11 protein-coding genes are annotated in these 15,954 nt (G+C 66.1%); 5 read left to right on the top strand and 6 right to left on the bottom strand.

Annotated features, from left to right (window positions below):
• From AC1IN8_RS09850 to AC1IN8_RS09835, 4 genes are all read left to right on the top strand, one after another.
• Nucleotides 1–344, top strand: a 344-nt coding sequence (locus tag AC1IN8_RS09850) for a hypothetical protein (RefSeq protein ID WP_479758755.1), incomplete at its 5' end; no start/stop codon positions are given.
• A 273-nt stretch (nt 345–617) separates the two neighbouring features.
• The gene (locus AC1IN8_RS09845; RefSeq protein WP_479758754.1) at nt 618–2,141 is read left to right on the top strand and encodes an efflux RND transporter periplasmic adaptor subunit; all 1,524 of its coding nucleotides are present in this window, start codon (nt 618–620) and stop codon (nt 2,139–2,141) included.
• 73 nt (nt 2,142–2,214) lie between these two features.
• The gene (locus tag AC1IN8_RS09840; protein WP_479758753.1) at nt 2,215–5,343 is read left to right on the top strand and encodes an efflux RND transporter permease subunit; all 3,129 of its coding nucleotides are present in this window, start codon (nt 2,215–2,217) and stop codon (nt 5,341–5,343) included.
• Nucleotides 5,344–5,384: 41 nt separating this feature from the next.
• Nucleotides 5,385–5,729: a copper-binding protein gene (locus tag AC1IN8_RS09835; protein WP_479758752.1), complete on the top strand. Its 345-nt coding sequence runs from the start codon at nt 5,385–5,387 to the stop codon at nt 5,727–5,729.
• Between the two features lie 69 nt (nt 5,730–5,798).
• Here the strand turns inward: AC1IN8_RS09835 and AC1IN8_RS09830 are convergent, their stop codons facing one another.
• Both AC1IN8_RS09830 and lplA read right to left on the bottom strand, forming a co-directional pair.
• Nucleotides 5,799–7,493 (bottom strand): pyridoxal phosphate-dependent decarboxylase family protein, encoded by a 1,695-nt coding sequence (locus AC1IN8_RS09830; protein WP_479758751.1) that lies wholly within the window; start codon nt 7,491–7,493, stop codon nt 5,799–5,801.
• 173 nt (nt 7,494–7,666) lie between these two features.
• Nucleotides 7,667–8,683 carry a lipoate--protein ligase gene (lplA, locus tag AC1IN8_RS09825; protein WP_479758765.1) on the bottom strand — a complete coding sequence of 339 codons (1,017 nt, stop codon included), beginning with the start codon at nt 8,681–8,683 and terminating at the stop codon, nt 7,667–7,669.
• Between the two features lie 408 nt (nt 8,684–9,091).
• Between lplA and AC1IN8_RS09820 the strand changes: the two genes are divergently transcribed.
• Nucleotides 9,092–11,548 carry a diguanylate cyclase domain-containing protein gene (locus AC1IN8_RS09820; RefSeq protein WP_479758750.1) on the top strand — a complete coding sequence of 819 codons (2,457 nt, stop codon included), beginning with the start codon at nt 9,092–9,094 and terminating at the stop codon, nt 11,546–11,548.
• Here the strand turns inward: AC1IN8_RS09820 and AC1IN8_RS09815 are convergent.
• From AC1IN8_RS09815 to AC1IN8_RS09800, 4 genes are read right to left on the bottom strand one after another with little or no spacing between them, the layout of a single operon-like run.
• A complete protein-coding gene (locus AC1IN8_RS09815) occupies nt 11,545–12,744 on the bottom strand; it encodes an ABC transporter permease (protein ID WP_479758749.1) in 1,200 nt (399 codons plus the stop codon). The two genes, AC1IN8_RS09820 and AC1IN8_RS09815, sit on opposite strands and share 4 nt — an antisense overlap.
• Nucleotides 12,744–13,958, bottom strand: a complete 1,215-nt coding sequence (locus tag AC1IN8_RS09810; protein WP_479758748.1) for an ABC transporter permease — start codon at nt 13,956–13,958, stop codon at nt 12,744–12,746. The genes AC1IN8_RS09815 and AC1IN8_RS09810 overlap by 1 nt, the downstream gene beginning before the upstream one ends.
• Nucleotides 13,959–14,648: an ABC transporter ATP-binding protein gene (locus AC1IN8_RS09805; protein ID WP_479758747.1), complete on the bottom strand. Its 690-nt coding sequence runs from the start codon at nt 14,646–14,648 to the stop codon at nt 13,959–13,961.
• The gene (locus AC1IN8_RS09800; RefSeq protein WP_479758746.1) at nt 14,641–15,780 is read right to left on the bottom strand and encodes an efflux RND transporter periplasmic adaptor subunit; all 1,140 of its coding nucleotides are present in this window, start codon (nt 15,778–15,780) and stop codon (nt 14,641–14,643) included. The genes AC1IN8_RS09805 and AC1IN8_RS09800 overlap by 8 nt, the downstream gene beginning before the upstream one ends.
• Between the last annotated feature and the right edge of the window lie 174 nt (nt 15,781–15,954).

The following is a 15,954-nucleotide window of genomic DNA, read 5'->3' as shown; positions in this document are numbered from 1 at the left end:
GGGAGGAGGCGACATCCTCCTCCCTCGCCATGACCGGGGCCGCCACCATGCCTGCGGCCATGCAGGGGCTCTCCTGCCACGACGGCGGTGATGGCTACGCGGCCGCCGACCCAAATCAGGACGAGTGCCAGATGCACGGCGGCCTCACCTCGCCCATGGGGGCCGGGCTGCCGCTGCTGGCCGCCCTGCTGACCCTGCTCGCCCTGCCCCTGTTGCTGCTGCCCCCAGGGACGGCGAGCAGCGTGCTGGACAACTGGTTGCGGGATCCCTTCCTGCGATCCCGCGGCACCCACCCTCCCTCCTGGCCGCGCCGACACCTGATGCTGTCGGTGCTGCGCCACTAGAAAGCGCTTCTCTTGCGGCAGCGGCAAGTTTCCACTTGCCCGTTTCCTGCCGCCTTGCCTGACCCTGTGCCCCGGCCAAAACGGCCCGCTCACAGGGAGCCGTGCGCGCTGACACAGCTGCGCCCCGTTTGCCGCCCGTGATGCCTTACCCATCACCCACTCGGCGGCCTGACAGAAGAGAAGAGATACCATGTCATCCACCCCAGTTACCCGGTCTGCCAGCGCGCGGCCGTGCCAGCCGCCCCTTCGCCTCCCGCGCGCCGGAGGCTTGTCATGAACAAGACACTGTTGATGTCCGCCCTGCTGCTGGCCCTCGGCGCCGGTGGCGGCTACTGGGTCGCCAGCCACCTGCCTGGCGATGGCGCCAGCGCCGAGAAGACGCCGCTCTACTGGGTCAACCCCATGGATCCCCGCGATAAACGCGATGGCCCCGCCAAGGACAACATGGGGATGGACTTCATTCCCGTCTATGAGGAGCAAAAAAGCGGCTCCCCCGGCACCGTCACCATCAGCCCCGAGATCCAGCAGAACCTGGGGGTGCGGCTCGCCAAAGTCGAAAAGCTGCCCATCCACCAGCAGATCGAGACGGTGGGCTACGTCGGCTATGACGAGGACAGGCTGGAGGCGGTCAACGCCCGCATGGCAGGCTGGATCCGCACCCTCGCCATCAAGAGCGAGGGGCAGCAGGTGAGCAAGGGGAGCCTGATTTACGAGCTCTACGCCCCGGATCTGGTCAACGCCCAGCACGAGTATCTGCTCGCGCTCAACACGGCCAACCCCCTGCTGCTGCGCGCCGCCGAGGGCAAGCTCAAGTCCCTGCAGGTGCCGGCGGATCAGATAGCGGCCCTCAAGCGCAGCCGTCAGGTGCAGGAGACGGTGCGCATCTATGCCCCGAGCAGCGGTTATGTCTCCGAGCTGAAAGTGCGCGAGGGCCAGTATGTGGAGCCCGCAGCGGCGCTGTTCAACATCAGCACCCTCAAGCAGGTGTGGGTGAGCGCCGAGGTATTCGAGCGCCAGGCCGCCCAGCTGAAGGTGGGGGATCCGGTCACCATGACCCTGGACTACGCTCCCGGCCGCAGTTGGCAAGGTAAGGTGGATTACCTCTACCCGACCCTGGATGCCGCCACCCGCACCCTCAAGGTACGGCTGCGCTTCGCCAACCCGGACGAGTTCCTGAAACCCAATATGTTCGCCAAGGTGAGCATTCGCACCGGGCAGGGGGAACCCCGGCTGGTGGTGCCGAGCGAAGCGGTGATCCGCACCGGCAGCCAGGACAGGCTGGTGCTGGCGCTGGGGGATGGCAGCTTCAAGTCGGTCGCTGTCACCTTGGGCCCCCAGTTTGGCGACAAGGTTGCCATCAGGGAGGGAGTTGAAGCGGGGGACAGCATAGTCAGCTCGGCCCAGTTCCTGCTCGACTCGGAATCGGCCATCGATTCTGACTTCCAGCGCATGACGGCGGTGCGCCCGGCCCAGGTGTGGACCCAGGGCGAGGTTGAAAGCATCGATCTGGCCAACCGTACCCTGATGGTTTCTCACCAGCCCATCCCCGAGTGGCAGTGGCCCGCCATGGAGATGGAGTTCACCGTGGCGGACGGGGTCGACATCAGCAAGCTGGCCGAGGGGCAGACCCTGCATCTGCAAGTAATGCAGGAGGGGGATGAGTACCGCATCACCAGCATCCATCAGGAGCAAGCGCCAGCAAGCGGCGATGCCACCAAACCAGCGGCGGATGAGATGGAAGGCATGGACCATAGCCAGCATCAGATGGCGATGCCCGAGATGGAGAAGAAGTCATGACCCCCTCCATCATTCGCGGCTTTGCCAACAACCGCTCTTCACTCGCTGCGCCCCATGAGCAAGGAGCCAGATCATGATTCCTGCCATCATTCGCTGGTCCGTCGGCAACCGCTTTCTGGTGCTGTTGCTGACCGTCATGCTCACCGCCTGGGGGCTCTGGTCGGTGAAGCAGACCCCGGTGGACGCCCTGCCGGATCTCTCCGACGTCCAGGTGATCATCAAGACCTCCTATCCAGGCCAGGCGCCCCAGGTGGTGGAGGATCAGGTCACCTATCCGCTCACCACCGCCATGCTGGCGGTGCCGGGGGCCACCACAGTGCGCGGCTACTCCTTCTTCGGCGACTCCTTCGTCTATGTGCTGTTTGACGACGACACCGACCTCTACTGGGCCCGTGCCCGGGTGCTGGAGTATTTGAGCCAGGTGGCCCCCAATCTGCCCGCCTCCGCCCGCCCCCAGCTCGGCCCCGATGCCACCGGGGTGGGCTGGGTCTACCAGTACGCCCTGGTGGACAGAACCGGCAAGCATGACCTCAGCGAGCTCACCTCCCTGCAGAACTGGTTGCTCAAGTTCGAGCTGCAGACGGTGGACGGCGTCTCCGAGGTCGCCACCGTGGGCGGCATGGTGCGCCAGTATCAGGTCCGGGTCGACCCGGACAAGCTGCGCGCCTACGGCATCCCGCTCTCCCTCATCGAGACCGCCATCCAGCAGGGCAACCAGGAGACCGGCGCCTCCGTCATCGAGATGGCGGAAGCGGAGTACATGGTGCGCTCGAACGGCTACCTCAAGAGCGTGGAGGATCTGAAGCAGATCCCCCTCGGCACCAATGTGCGCGGTGCCCCGCTGCTGCTGGGTGACGTGGCGGATGTGGTCACCGGCCCCCAGAGTCGACGCGGCGTCGCCGAGCTCAACGGCGAAGGGGAAGTGGTCGGTGGCATCATCGTCATGCGTTTCGGCGAGAACGCCCAGCACACCATAGACGGGGTCAAGAAACGGCTCGCAGAGCTGAAAAGCAGCCTGCCGGAGGGGGTGGAGATCGTCACCGTGTACGATCGATCCGACCTTATCCAGCGCGCCATCGACAACCTCTCCGGCAAGCTGGTGGAGGAGTTCGCGGTGGTGGTGCTGGTCTGCCTCGCCTTCCTGTTCCACCTGCGATCGTCGCTGGTGGTGGTCATCACCTTGCCCATCGCTATTCTGGTGGCCTTTATCGTGATGCACCTGCAGGGGATCAACGCCAACATCATGTCGCTGGGGGGCATCGCCATCGCCATCGGCGCCATGGTGGATGGCGCCATCGTGATGATCGAGAACGTCCACAAGCATATGGAGCGGGAGGCGCTCACCGACAAGAACCGCTGGCGCATCATCACCGAGGCGAGCATAGAGGTGGGGCCCGCCATCTTCTTCTCCCTGCTCATCATCACCATCAGCTTCTTGCCGGTGTTTGCGCTGGAGGCGCAGGAGGGGCGTATGTTCCACCCCCTCGCCTACACCAAGACCTATGCCATGGCCGCCGCGGCCGCGCTCGCCATCACGCTGGTGCCGGTGATCATGGGCTACTTTATCCGCGGCAAGGTGCTGGCGGAGCAGGCCAACCCGCTGAACCGCTGGTTGAGCCAGGGCTATGTGCCGCTGCTCAAGGCCGTGCTGGCCCGTCCGAAAACCACGCTGATGCTGGCGGCGGTGGTGACGGTGGTGGGCTTCTGGCCACTCAAGTACCTGGGCTCCGAGTTCATACCGCCGCTCGATGAAGGGGACATCATGTATATGCCCACCACCGCGGCCAATATCTCGGTGGGCAAGGCGCGGGAGATCCTGCAGCAGACCGACAAGCTCATTCGCACCGTGCCCGAGGTGCAGAACGTGTTCGGCAAGGCGGGGCGCGCCGAATCGGCCACCGACCCTGCAGATCTGGTGATGATGGAGACCAGCATCCAGCTCAAGCCCCGGGATCAGTGGCGCCCCGGCATGACCCCGGAGAAGCTCAAAGAGGAGCTCGACTCCCTCATCCGCTTCCCCGGCCTCACCAACGCCTGGGTGCCCCCCATCAAGACCCGTATCGACATGCTGGCCACCGGCATCAAGACCCCGGTCGGCATCAAGATTGCCGGGCCCGACCTCAAGGTCATTCAGGGGCTCGGCCAGCAGCTGGAGCAGATCGTCGGCAAGGTGGAGGGCGCTTCATCTGTCTACGCCGAGCGGGTGGCCGGCGGTCGCTACGTCAAGGTGGACATCGACCGGCTGAAAGCGGCCCGCTACGGCCTCAATATCGCCGACGTGCAGGCGGTGCTCGCCACCGCGGTGGGCGGCATGGAGGTGGGGCAGACCATAGAGGGGCGCGAACGCTACCCCATCAACCTGCGCTACCCCCAGAGCTATCGCGACTCGGTAGCCAGCCTGGAGCTGCTGCCGCTGGTCACCCCGAGCGGCGCACGCATCGCCCTGGCGGACGTGGCGCGGGTCTATATCAGCGACGAGGCCCCCATGCTGCGTAGTGAAAACGCACGGCTCAACGGCTGGGTCTACGTCGATATTCGCGGCCGCGATATCGGCTCCTTCGTCGATGAAGCCAAAGCACAGGTGGGTAAACAGCTGGTGCTGCCGGCGGGCTACGCCCTCACCTGGTCCGGCCAATACGAATACATGGAGCGGGCCAAGGCGCGCCTCGCCTACGTGGTGCCGCTCACGGTCGCCATTATCGTGCTGCTGCTCTATCTGGCGTTTCGCCGCTTCCAGGAGGTGCTGCTCATTCTCACCACCCTGCCGCTGGCGGTGGTGGGCGGGATCTGGACCCTCTGGCTGCTCGACTTCAACCTCTCGGTGGCGGTGGGGGTGGGCTTTATCGCCCTGGCCGGGGTGGCGGTGGAGACCGGCGTCTTGATGCTGGTCTACCTCAACCACGCCTGGGATGACCTCGTCGCCAGCGGCAAGCCGGACAAGGCGGGGCTGCACCGGGCGGTGATCCAGGGCGCCGCCCTGCGCCTGCGCCCCAAGATGATGACGGTGGTGACCATCATCGCCGGCCTGCTGCCCATCATGTGGAGCCAGGGCACGGGTTCTGAAGTGATGCAGCGCATCGCCGCCCCCATGATCGGCGGCATGGTGAGCGCGCTGGTGCTGACCCTGCTGGTGTTGCCCGCCGCCTTCTATCTGTGGAAACGCCGAGCCCTGGACCAAAGCGTGAATGAACAGGCCGAATAACCCTGATGCACAACCAAATCAACGACGTTAAGGAAAATCAGATGAACTACAAGACGCTCACTTTGACCCTGCTGCTCGGCCTTGGCGCCATGCAGGCACAGGCCGAGATGACCATGAACCACGAGGGGCACGACATGTCCCAGATGGAGGCGGAGGCGGGCGACATGACCATGACCCGCGGCATCATCACTCGCATTGACGGGCAAAACGGCAAGGTCGGCATCAAGCACGAGGCCATCGCGAACCTCAAGATGCCGGCCATGACCATGGTCTTTCGGGTGGCCGATCCGACCCTGCTCAAGGAGCTCAAGGTGGGGGATGCGGTGCGCTTCCACGCCGAGAACCCGGCGGGCAAGCTGACCCTCACCCGCCTGCAAAAGCTGTAAGCGGCACAGAAAACAAGAAAACGGCGGGCACCAGGCCCGCCGTTGTTTTATCTGCGATCTCGACCGGATTCAGCCGCGAATATGGTCGATAAAGGCGTCGATCTGCGCGCGGGTGCAGGCGGGGTTCATAAAGACCGCCTTCTCTCCGGCGATATAGGAGTACTTGCCGCGGGCGTCGTACTCCGAGTGCGCCACCGCCTCTACCCAGTTGGTGAAGAGCCCCACCTTGCCGCGCTGCTTGAACAGGTTGCGGTGGTATTCGGTGTTGCGGGCCAGGCGCGCCTTGTAGGCCGCGTCCGGGCTGCGGGCCAGCTCGAAGGCGAACTCGGCTTCCGGATCGCTCACCCACTCGGGGTTGTAGATCTTGAAGCCCACGCTCGGCCCCTGGTTCTCCTGGGCCACCAGCTTGACGTTGCCGAGCTGGCTCAGGCGGAAGCGGAAGTAGTTGGCATTCTGCAGGCAGTGGGCCAGCACGGTGCGATAACCCTCCACCCCCAGGTAGTTGAGGGCCGCATAGGCGCCGAACAGGCCGCTCGCCCCCCGGGAGCACTCTATGGTGGACTGCAGGTGGGTCTGCCCCTGGATGTCCCGCTCAAAATACGAAAAGTTCTCCGGGTCGTTCTCCATCGCCTTGAGGTCATCCTGCTCCCTGATCATCACCAGGCTGGAGGTGTAGGGCACATAGCCCCACTTCTGGAAGTCCACGGTGAAGGAGTCGGCATATTTCAGCTCCGCAAAGCGCGCCACGTTGCGCTCTATGCCCGCCAGGGTCGCGCCGTTGATGGCGAGCGGGTTGGCGGCAAAGTCGTAGTCCAGGAAGAAGATCATCGACCAGCCGATGGCGGCGTCGACGTGGATGTGGGGCTTGACCGCCACCTCGAACCGCTCGCACAGCCGGTCCCGCAGCTCGACCACGGGTTTGACCCTGTCCACCCCGAAGGTGTCCGTGGTCCCCATGGTGAGCATGATGGTGGGTACCACGTGTTTGAGGGCGAAGCAGGCGGTCAGGGTGCGCTCGAGATCGGCGAGATCGATGTCGTTGTTCTCGCCCACCTGGATGCGGATGGTCTTGTTCTCAATGTCCACCCCGAGCAGGGAGAGGTTGGTGATGTTGGAGTAGTGACCGCCCTGGGAGTTGATGATGCGGTAGTCCTGATAGTGGCCGAGCCCCTTGTGCTTGGCCTCCGGCAGACTCTTGCGAATGCCGAGCAGGTAGCCGTAGAGGTTACAGAAGGTTCCCCCCTGGGTGAAGATGCCGGTGGCGCGGGCCGGATCGTATCCCGCCAGCAGGGCAATCTGGCGCACCACCTTTTTTTCGAGCTCCTCCGCCACCCCGGCATACTCGGAGTAGACCAGGTTGGGGTTGGCGAGGATCCCCATCTGGGCGCCGTAGATGGCGGGATCCGCCGACATGGTGATGACGTTCTCGACGCTGGAGGGGTTCTCCCAGTCTTTGGACAGGGCGCCGGCAAACAGCAGCTCCGTCATGGGCTCCCCCGGGGTGCGCATCTGCGCGGGCACCGGCATGGTCTCGCAGAGATCCGCGAGGCGGGCACGACCATCTGGCCAGGCGTTCAGGCGGGCATCCGGCGCCAGGCCACGGGCGCGAAACTCGTTGAGGGTGGCGAAACCGGGCTCGCGAAACACCGGCCAGAGATCAGGGTTGCGGGAGAAGAAGTTGGCTTTGACGGTGGCGAAACGGGCGGAGAATTCGGAGTGGACGGCGTTGACGCCGTCATCTTTCAGATAGACAAGATCGCTCATGATAAGACCATTAGTACTGCAAATGTGCCCCGGTTATACCCCCGGGGCGGCGCAGGAGACAGCGACAATAACTAATGGCCTGCCCTACTTTTTATCATGACCACGGCAGTCGGGGGCTGGCGGCCCCCCTGCGCCGGAGCCCGTGCTCCGTTTCGTGATCCGGGTCATGCCTCTCAGCGCAGGGCCGTCACCAGCCAGGCCTCCAGCTCCGCCAGCTCGTGGGCCCTGGCCGGGAACTCCCCCATCAGCGAGTGCAGCAGCGCCGCCATCGCCTCGGGTCGGTAGGGTGCCCCCACCAGCCGATCGGCCAGGGCATCCAGGGGGGCCGGATCCAGGCTGTCGCTGAAGATCTGCGCCCGTCCTATCACCCCCTTCTCCACATCGAAATGCAGCTCCACCCCGCCCCAGCCGAAACGCTCGTCCAACTGATGGCTGAACGCCGGGGCATGGCCGAAGTTCCACTCCCAGCTGCGCTGGCGGGCGAAGGTCTCGGCGAAGCCGGGCAGGTCCGGCATCCGCTCGGGGGAGATATGCTCGGGCGCCACCCGCTCACCGTAGTAGTGGAAGAAGGCCTCGATGAGGGCGTCATTCACCTGCTGGTGATCTATCCCCGGCAGCAGCTCGCACAGGTTCGCGACCCGGCTGCGCACCGAGGTGATCCCCTTGGCCGCCAGCTTCTTGGGATCGGGGTTGAGGTAGTTGGCCAGACGGCCGAGGTCTGCGTCCAGCAACAGGGTGCCGTGGTGAAAGCCGCGATCCTGAGTCTCCCGATAAGCCGAGCCCGACACCTTGCGATCCCCGTCCGCCGTGGCCACCAGCAGATCGTTGCGCCCCGAGGCAGAGGCCGCTATCCCCAGCCGCTTGAGGCCATCCAGCACGATGGCGGTGGAGACGCCCTTGTCATAGCCGGGCTTGCCCGCCATGAAGGTGAAGCAGCTGTTGCCGAGATCGTGGAACACGGCCCCACCGCCGCTGCTGCGCCGCGCCAGGGTCACGCCGTCCTCTTCCATGCGGCGGGTGTTGCACTCCTTCCAGGGATTCTGGGCCCGGCCTATCACCACGGTATTGGCGTTGCGCCACAGGAACAGCACCCGCTGGGCGGGGTCCATCTGGCGGAAGATGCACTCCTCCACCGCCAGGTTGAACAGGGGATCGTGGGAGTCGGAGACCAGCAGGCGCAAGGGAGACATGGGAGGAGACATAGGGGGACCTCATTGGAAGAAGGGGAGACTACCATACCACCCTGCTCCCGGGGCGTCCTCCCCTGACCACGGCCCCAGCCACCCGCTCGGCCATCCACTATGGCTGCGATGGCCGGAGTTGATCTGAAAGCGCAGAAAAAATGCAATCTATCAGCAATGGGGCAGCCTGCAAGCACGAAGAGGGACATGAAATGACTCTCTTTTTCATCCACCAGGGGCCGCTGCCAGGCCAGATGAGGTGCCAAAACGCACTGTTCCTCCACCCAGCGTGATGAATGACACAAAAATGAGTTTTAATAGCCCGCATTCCTTTGCTTTATGGGCTTTCCTCCCCTTGCGAAGGAGAAGAAATTGTCTGACTCTAGCCAGCAGAGCACCTCCCGAGAGAATAGCGGTATGACGGAGTCCGATGCATCCTGCCAGCCTGGCTGCTGGCTACTGTCGATATGGGTGGTGATATCCGCCCTGATCACCCCCTCCCTGCGCGCAGACGAGCACGTCACAGTGCAACTGCCTTGGCAGCACCAGTTCCAGTTTGCCGGTTACTATGCCGCCATCGCCAAGGGCTTCTATCGGGACGCCGGTCTGCAGGTCAGCCTGCGCGAGGCCGGTCCCCGCACCGACGTGATCAACGAGGTGACCACGGGCCGGGCCCACTTCGGCATCGGTGGCAGCGATCTGCTGCTGGCCCGGGCCGCCGGTCGCCCCGTGGTGGTGCTCGCCGCCATGTTGCAGCACTCCCCCCTGGTGCTGCTGACCCTGGACAGACCCGATATCCGCACCCCGGCGGATCTGGCCGGCAAGCGCCTGATGCTGGAGCCGGGCTCCAACGAGCTGCTGACCTATCTTCATCACTATACGCAGACCAGGCAGTGGAACACCCTCCCCTACGAGCAGGGGCTGCAGGCGCTGCTGACCGGCAAGGCGGACGCCATCAGTGCCTACAGCTCCACCGAGCCCTTCGCCCTGACTCAACTGAACATCCCCTACCGGGTGTTCAATCCCCGCGACATCGGCTTTGACTTCTACGGCGACAACCTCTTTACCTCTGAGCACGAGCTCGCCACCGGGCAGGAGCGGGTCCATGCCTTCCTGCAGGCGAGCCTCAAGGGGTGGCGCTATGCCATGGACAATCCCGAGGAGATGATAGACCTCATCATGACGCAGTATCCGAGCGGTGCCGGACGCGAGCAGCTGGCGTTCGAGGCCCGCGAAACCCGGGCGCTGATGCAGCCCGACCTCATAGAGCCGGGCTACATGCAGCAGGAGCGCTGGCTGCAGATCGCCAGAACCTATCTGGATGCCGGCATGATCAAGGCGGTGCCCAACCTGGCCCCCTTCATCTACAACAGTACCCAGGCCAGCCTGCGCCAGCAGCGGCAACTGCTCGACAGGAGCGTGGCGGTGGCCATGCTGATCACCTTCTCCCTGCTGGCCCTGCTCGGCATCTTCCTGTATCTCCATCTGCGGCTGCGCCAGGAGGCGCGGGATCGCCAGCGGCTCACCCGGGAGCTGGCCCAGCGCGAGCAGCACTATCGCTTCGTGGCGGAGAACAGCGCCGACGTCATCTGGACCATGGATACCGCCTCCTTGCGGTTTCGCTACGTCAGCCCGGCCATAGGTCCCCTCAGCGGTTACGAGCCCGACGAACTCTTCACCATGTCCCTCAAGCAACTGCTGCCCGACGAATCTAGGCGACAGCTGCGCGAGGAGATGAGCGCCGCCCTGGCCGCCTGGCAACGGGGTGAGCAGGCCCAGACCCGCTGCGTCATCCACTCCCAGCTGCGCCACAAGGATGGGCATCTGGTGCCCATAGAGACGGTCACCACCCTGCACGGCAACACCCGGGCGCGACCGGACGCCATCCTGGGGGTGACCCGGGATATCACCGAGCGGGCGGCCCGGGAGGAGATGATGCGCCGCCTCGCCTTCCACGACCCCCTCACCGGCCTGGCCAATCGCCGCCTGCTGCAACAGCGGCTGAAAGAGAGGTTGCAGCAGGCGCCCGAGCGTCCCCTGGCACTCATCTTCATCGATCTCGACCACTTCAAGCCCATCAACGACACCTTCGGCCACGAGACCGGGGATCTGCTGCTCAAGCTGGTGGCCGAGCGCATGGGCCATTGTGTGCGCGAGGAGGATCTGGTGGCACGGTTGGGGGGCGACGAGTTCGTGATCCTGCTGCCCGATACCGGCGACGCCGCCCTGGGGGTGGCCGACAAGCTGCACCAGAGCCTGCATCATGCGTTCTTGCTCGAGCAGCAGGCGCTGCGCATCTCCAGCAGCATAGGGGTGGCCCTCTATCCGCAGCACGGCGCCGACCCCAAGACCCTGATGCACCACGCCGACCAGGCCATGTATCAGGCGAAGAACCAGGGCCGTGGCCGGGTCTGCCTGTTCACGACCGCCTGGGATCCGGCGCAGGGGGCCCTGCTGTGGCATCCCGGCCATGAGTGCGGCCATCCCCGCATCGATGCCGAGCATCACCGGCTCTTCATGCTCGCCAACCGCCTGCTGGAGCACATCAAGGATCCGGGCGAAAATCCCGAGCCGTTTCTGGAGAGTCTGGCGAGCCTGTTCGAGATGGCCCGCCAGCACTTCGCCTTCGAAGAGCAGTTGCTGGCTGAATACGACTATGGGGAGCTGGCCAGCCATCGACGGGATCACCAGAGGCTGCTGGAGAAGGCCTCCCAGCTGATGGCCGCCGCCAGGGCGGGAACGCTTGGCAACGACGAGCTGCTCAACTTCATCCTTCAGGAGCTGGTGGTCGGCCACATGAGCCAGGCGGACAGGCGCTACTTCCCCCTGTTCACACCAGCGCCCCCCGCACAGATGACAGAGATCGTCGCCTAGTCCCCCCGCAGGGCGACCACGGGGTCCAGGCGCACCGCCCGCAGCGCCGGGGCGACCCCGGCCAGCAGACCGACCAGGGCGCTGCACCCCAGGGCCAGCAGCAGATAGAGGGGATGGAGGCTGAGCGGCAAGCTGGCCGCCAGCAGGGCGAGCAGCAGCTTGAGCCCCCCGAGCAGGGCCAGTCCCATGGCGCCCCCCAGCAGCGCCAGCACCACGGCTTCGAGCAGAAACAGCAGCAGAATGCGCCGCCGTGGGCAGCCCAGCGCCATCAGCAGGCCCACCTCGGGGATCCGCTCCTGCTGGGCGATGCTCATGATGCTGAAGATGCCGACCGCCCCGATCAGCAGCGAGATAATGCCGAGCCCGCCAACCGCCAGCTTGATGATGGTGAGTATCTTGTCGAGGCTCGCCAGCATGTCCTGCTGGGAGGTGAGGGTGAAATCCTCGGCGCCGTGGCGGGCGATCAGCACCCGCCGGATCTGGGCCGTGATCTCGGCCTCCCCCTGCCCGGCGCCATAGATGACGTCGATCTCCTGCAGCCCCTCCTTGTTGAACAGCGCCTGGGCGTGAGCGGCGGGCAGGTAGATCATGTCGTCCAGATCGAAGCCGAGAAATTGCCCCTTGGGGGCCAGCACCCCGGCCACCCGGAAGCGGCGATCACCGGCGCGCAATAGACTCCCCGGCCCGTCGCCGCCAGGGAACAGCTCAGCGGCCACCTTGGCGCCCAGCACCGCATAGGCGCGGGGCATGGCGCTGTCGTCCGCGGGCAGAAAGCGCCCCTGCACCAGGGTGAGGCGCCAGCCGGAGAGCGCCGCCGAGCCTGTGCCCAGAATGGCGGTGCTGCGGGTCAGCCCCCGGCTGCGCACCTCCCCCTGCCCCTGCACCACCGGCAGGGCGGCTTCTACTCCTGGCAATCTGGCGAGGGCATCGGCATCCTCCAGCAGCAGGGGGCGGCTGCTGGAGAGGATGCCTGGCGGGCCGCCGGCGGTCTCGGTCTTGCCCGGGGTCACGGCGATCAGCCGGGTCCCGAACTGGGAGAAGCTGTCGAGCAGATAGAGCCTGAGCCCCTCGCCTATGCCGGTGAGCAGGGTCACGGAGGCGATCCCGATGGCGATGCCGAGCGCCGACAGCAGGCTGCGGCTGCGCCCTGCCAGCAAGGCGCGCCAGAGCCAGAACAGCAGATCGGCGAGGCGCATCAGCCACCGCTCCATTGCCCGCTGCGCAGGCTGCTGACCGGATCCTGCCGCGCCGCCCGGGAGGCGGGCAGCCAGCTGAAGAAGAGCCCGGTCAGCAGGGCAGCGGGTATGGTGCAGAGGGTCGCAAGCCAGGGCACCGCCGCCGGGAAGCTCGGCCAGATCAGCGCGGCGAGGGCCACCAGGGCATAGCCCAGGGCCGTGCCAAACAGGGCGCCACCGCCGCTCAGCAGCAGCGCCTCCCACAAGAACAGCTGGCGGATCTGACGGCTGTCGGCCCCCAGCGCCTTGAGCAGGCCTATCTCACCGGTGCGCTGGCGGGTGCTGATCAACGCCAGATTCATCATCATGATGCCGGAGACCAGCAGGCTGATGGCCCCGATACCGGCGACCGCCAGGGTGAGGGTGGCCAGAATGGTAGAAAAAGTGGCCAGCATGGCGTCGCGCCGCACCAGGGTCACATCGAGCACCCCGTGGCGCGCCTGCATCAGCTGCTCCAGCCGCGTGATCAGCGGTGGCACAGCTTGCCCGGCCAACGGCTGGATCAGCAGGCGAAACAGCCCCTCGGTGTTGAACAGCCCCATGGCACTGCCGACCGGGATCAGCGCCGCCTCGGCCATGTCCATCCCCAGATTGCTGCTCTGGCTGGTGAAGACTCCCACCACCCGAAAGCGGCGATTGTCAAAACGCAGCCACTGACCGACCGGATCCGCCTGACCGAACAGCTCACGGGCCGCCACGTCTCCGAGCAGGGCGACCGGTCTGTCCTCTGTGGCCTCCCCCGGCAGCCATCGGCCGGCGAGCAGGGTCAGCCCGTGGGTATGCCGCAAGTCGTTGCTGCTGCCAAGCAGCATGGTCTGGCGCACCCGGGCCCCCTGCTTGGCCTCGGCAAAGCCCATCACCAGCGGCACCAGCCTGAGCTGGGGTTGATGCTGGCCCAGGTAGTGCATGTCATCCAGGGTGATCTCCCGCAGGCTGTTGCCGGTCACCGGCGGCAGCCCGCCCGTGGTCTCCTTGCGACCCGGGAACATCACCAGCAGATCCTTGCCAAGGGAGCTGAACTGCTCGGCCACATAGCGCCTCGCCCCCTCTCCCAGCGCGGTGAGCAGCAGCACCGAGGTGACGCTCAGGCTCACCGCCAGGATCAACACCAGCGCTCGCGTGCGCTGGCGCAGCAGGGCCACGGCGGCGAAGCGGAGGGCATCGGGGCGCCGCATTCAACCCCCGCCGCTGTCGCTGCTGATGCGGCCGTCATCCATCGAGAGCCGCCTGCCCGCCCGCTCGCCGAGGCGGGGGTCGTGGGTCACCACCACCAGGGTCATACCCTGCTCCCGGTTGAGCCCCTCGAGCAGGGTGATCACCTCCTCCCCGGAGCGGGAGTCCAGGTTGCCGGTGGGCTCGTCCGCCAGGATGAGGCGCGGCGCCATGGCCATGGCCCGGGCGATGGCGACTCGCTGGCGCTGACCGCCGGAGAGCTCGGCGGGCCTGTGGTCGGCCCTGTTGTCCAGCCTCAGCTCCTCCAGCAGGCGCTGGCTGCGACTGTGGCGCTCGGCGGGGGGGACGCCGCACAGCATCAGCGGCAGCTCGACGTTTTCCCGGGCGGTGAGGCGGGAGATGAGGTGAAACGACTGGAACACGAAACCGATACGCTGGCCCCGCAGCCGGGCCAGTGCGGGCTCTGACAGGGTGGCGGTATCCTCCCCTCCCAGCCAGTAGCGCCCCTCGTCTGGCCTGTCCAAGAGCCCCAGCACGTTGAGCAGGGTCGACTTGCCGGAGCCCGAGGGGCCCATCACTGCCAGATACTCCCCCTCGGCGACCCGCAGGGAGACTTGCGCGAGGGCCGCCACCTCAGTGCCCCCCAGGGTGAAGCAACGGCTGACGGCCTCGAGGCGAATGAGATCACTCATCCGTCTGCTCCTCGGCGGCGGTGAAGGGTCCCTCCCCGACTATCTGGCCGGGCTGGGCCGCCAGCCTGTCACCGGCGGCCAGCCCCTCCGCCACCTCAATCCAGTTCCAGTTCTCCACCCCCCAGCGGGGCAGCACCCGCACCAGACGATCCCCCTCCAGCCGCAGCACGCTGCCATCGTCGGCCCGGCTGCTGGCCGCCACCCGCAGCACATCGGTGGCGCGGGTCACCTCCACCTCGAGATCGGCGCTGTAGCCGATGAGCAGGGGCACGTCGCTCGGCGGGGCGGTGAGCGCCGCCTCCACCTCGACGGTGCGGGCCTGCTTCTCCAGCTCCTTCACATAGGGGGCGATACGGGTGACGGTGGCGGCAAGGTCGCGCCCGGGCATGGCATCGAGCAGTACCCTGGCGCTCTGGCCCACCCTGAGGCGGGCGGCATCCACCTCATCTATGGGGGCCGAGACATAGAGGCAGCGATCGTCGATGAGATCGATGACGGGGGGCATGGCCACCCCTGGGGGTGAGGGGGTCATGTATTCGCCAAGCTTGCTGTTGACCTCGGCCACCACGCCGGCAAAGGGGGCCTGCAGACGGCGCTCGGCCAGGCGGGCCTCCACCTGGGCGACCAGCGCCTCGTCCACCCGCTCCTGCTGGCGGGAGGCCCGGCAGATATAGCGGCGGGTATCGGCCAGGTTCTGGGCCTGCTCCGCCAGGGTGCGGGAGGTGAGGTTCTTGGCGAGCAGGGTGGCCAGCCGGTTGGCCTCCCGCTCGTAGTAGGCGGCCTCGCTGCAGCGCTCCTCGCGCTGGGTCTTGCCGAGGGCCTGCTGGGCGCGGGCACGGCTGAGATCGGCACGGATATCGTCGCTCCAGAGGGTCAGCAGCAGATCCCCCTGCGCCACCCTGTCCCCTGCCTTGACGGCGATCTGCTCCACCACGCCGCCACCGGGCAGACTGAGCCCGGCCCGCTGGCACGACTTGATGGTGCCGGCCCGGGTGTTGACCAGGGTCACCAGCACATCTCCCCGCCCCACCGCCACCAGCTTGACCGGCGTCCCCTGCGGTCGCCACCACCATGCCAGGGCCGCCACCGCCACCCCGGCACCCGCCGCCCACCACAGCCAGCCTCTCTTCATCGCGCATCCTTTCGCTAGTGACTCCCGTCATGAGCGCCGGGAGAGCAGGGCATCATTTCGCCTTCGCTATTGCCCCCCGTCAGGACTGACGGGAGAGCAGGGCATAATAGAGCAAGGGTATCACCACCAGGGTGAGCAGAGTGGAGACCAGGATCCCGAAAATCAGGCTGATGG

The organism is Aeromonas sp. 130281 (assembly GCF_056642115.1).
This window is presented reverse-complemented; position numbering and strand designations above follow the sequence as displayed.